The 2,407-nt window shown below is 48.4% G+C and carries 3 protein-coding genes; 1 reads left to right on the top strand and 2 read right to left on the bottom strand.

The features are described from left to right. Nucleotides 1-144 precede the first annotated feature (144 nt). The gene (locus AT710_09625) at nucleotides 145-348 is read left to right on the top strand and encodes a hypothetical protein (GenBank protein KUO90050.1); all 204 of its coding nucleotides are present in this window, start codon (nucleotides 145-147) and stop codon (nucleotides 346-348) included. A gap of 143 nt (nucleotides 349-491) precedes the next feature. On the opposite strand, the gene AT710_09620 is transcribed toward AT710_09625, so the two are convergent. Together AT710_09620 and AT710_09615 are read right to left on the bottom strand one after the other, a co-directional pair. After that, the gene (locus AT710_09620; protein ID KUO90049.1) at nucleotides 492-857 is read right to left on the bottom strand and encodes a hypothetical protein; all 366 of its coding nucleotides are present in this window, start codon (nucleotides 855-857) and stop codon (nucleotides 492-494) included. Nucleotides 858-1,169: 312 nt separating this feature from the next. Continuing rightward, nucleotides 1,170-2,407, bottom strand: a 1,238-nt coding sequence (locus AT710_09615) for a hypothetical protein (GenBank protein ID KUO90048.1), incomplete at its 5' end; no start/stop codon positions are given.

The following is a 2,407-nucleotide window of genomic DNA, read 5'->3' as shown; positions in this document are numbered from 1 at the left end:
GATAAGTCAGGAACAGCAATGAACCTAACCAACGACTGAGGTATGCCAACACCAACAAGCCTTTGGGCCAGTGATTGTGGCCCAACGACGTAGATTGGCGTGCTTAGGCTGATGTTTATTGGTGAGCCAATAGGCGTTGGCGCATTGAAACCAATCCTTGTCTGCGTTACTGGCTTATTGGTTACATGGGTTAGGGGCAGTACTGAGACTATTGTTGCGACCAAAACCGCTGCGGCGATTAACGAAACAACCCAAACAAGCCTAGACCTAGACCACATGCGGGATTTACTTATTCCACGGGACCTTTTTATTTTTTTTTTTTTTACTCCGGCTGTTCATAAAAAGTGAGCCGAGCTAGGGTTGAAATAATTGGCGTGAGTGGCCTTTTATGCCTAGGCGTGGTTGTTGTTTTGTGGCAGTACAGACATCCATCCCTGCGTTGCGGGTGGTGTTGATGGCTTCCTGTCGAGGGTTGTTAATGAAGTTGTTGATTACCTGGGCAATAGTGATGTGCCTAGTCGCGTGCTTAGGGATGGCATTAATAGGAGGGTTAGCAATGCCGTGACTAAAATAATGGGTGTTATGCTTGTTAAAGGCCATAGGTGGCCCACAACAATTGGGTCCATACTATCAAGGACAGCCCACGTGCTATTCAAGGAATCAGCATTAAGCGTGATGCATGGTAGGTTATTTGCCTTGGGTGTTTTCTTGTTCCCGCCGTCTCCTTCTCGGCGGCTTCCTCGTGGGCCGTCTCCAGCCGTGGGAGCGGTCTCCGCCTGTCGCCTGGGGTTCATCCCTGACTCCCCCTCGCCGAAGGCGGCCCTAATGGTCCCCTTCGCCAAGCTCATCGGGTTCATTCCACCAAACCCACCACTTCACCCAAAATTTAAACGTTCCACCGGCACCAAACGAAAACAAACAACACAAACAATCGAGAAGACGGAAACAGCCCATTGACTACACGGAGTTCATCCAGGGAAGGCGTGTGTTGGGTTTGATTTGCTATGATGGTTAGCCCATCATTGGTTTGTGGGTTTAGGTCAAGTCCCATTCGCGGTCAAGTCGGCAACGTACTCCCTAATCGAGGTCATCGATTAATCAAGGCCTTGCTTAAAAGGCAAGGATAAAGGGAAAGGTTTTGTTTTGATTGTTTGCGGTTAAGTTGTTGTTCATGGTGGGCCTNCGCAATAAAATGGCTCGAGTGTGCTCCATGATGTGACCCCACTCACGTATCCCGATTGTTCGTAGAATCCGTACGATGCTGATGTTAAGCCTATGCCTGAGCCTTTTGGTTGTGCAAAGAGCCACCAACCTCCATCAACCCAAATGTACTCATAGGTGTTGTTGTAATAATAACAAGGTCCGATAGGCACGATCTGCGAGCTAGTCATAACCTTAGCACTCATGTAGACTGGCAGGTAGGCGTACTGCTGGGAACTTGAGAAGCTCGGCATAATCCAATTTGGCGTTGGGTCCTCAAAATCGTTGTAGTAGTTATTATTTGGCGTGTTTGCGTTGTTGAGGTTAAATGTCCAAGTGACGTTACCGGCGGGGTAACCGTAAGCCTGCGTTGATGGGCCGTAATTAAGGCTTATACTCTCACTGCCACTGGGTACGGATATGGAGTAGCTAGTCGTTGAGGATGTTGGTTGAGGTTGCACACTACCCGTACTATATGGACCCTCGATTATTGAGTTTGTTATTGATTCGTTGTAGTACTCATAGCTGGTGTAGTAATCAATTGTGCCGGTTTCGCTCAAAACCTCACCGCCATTGTTGGTCATGGTTGATGTTGGATCATAACCAACATAGCCATAGACATAGAGAGGCACGTAGGAAGGCGCTGCAACTATGACTTGGGTGCTTACCTCTAGGCATGTGTCATAGTAGAACGTGCCATTACCATCACTATAACCCTGAACACCGCTATCTATAGTACCGTACCAGTTTAGCATTGGAAGTAGCCATATGAAGTAGTCGTTGCTTGACTCATAAACGCCTGAGCTCACTGAGGCGGCGTTTTGGTAGTACTGGGAGTATATGTAACCACACACGTCCTCGGGATCCTGCGATGGGGAGGATGATTGTAGGTTTGCCTTAATCATGCTGAGGCTGAACCCGGCACCATTCACTTGACCTCGGCTTATCGGCAAATGCTTCAATACCGTGTAGGTCATTATCGCCTTCACCATGTACCTCGGCATCACTGGCCAAATGACTAGGTAATACGGACCGCCAAAGGCCACTGCCAAGGCATCCTTGCTCCCTACCGGTATTGTTGGGAGTGCAATTAGGTATTCACTTGATGCAAGTATGCCGTACTTCCTTGCCCATGTGTAGGCTAGTAGGTACTCCATTGTTGGTAGGTTGCTTGTGTTTCCATAGAGTATGACCAAGTCACCCTTGG

Origin of the sequence: Thermocladium sp. ECH_B, from assembly GCA_001516585.1 — an archaeon.
Classification (GTDB): domain Archaea; phylum Thermoproteota; class Thermoprotei; order Thermoproteales; family Thermocladiaceae; genus Thermocladium.
This window is presented reverse-complemented; position numbering and strand designations above follow the sequence as displayed.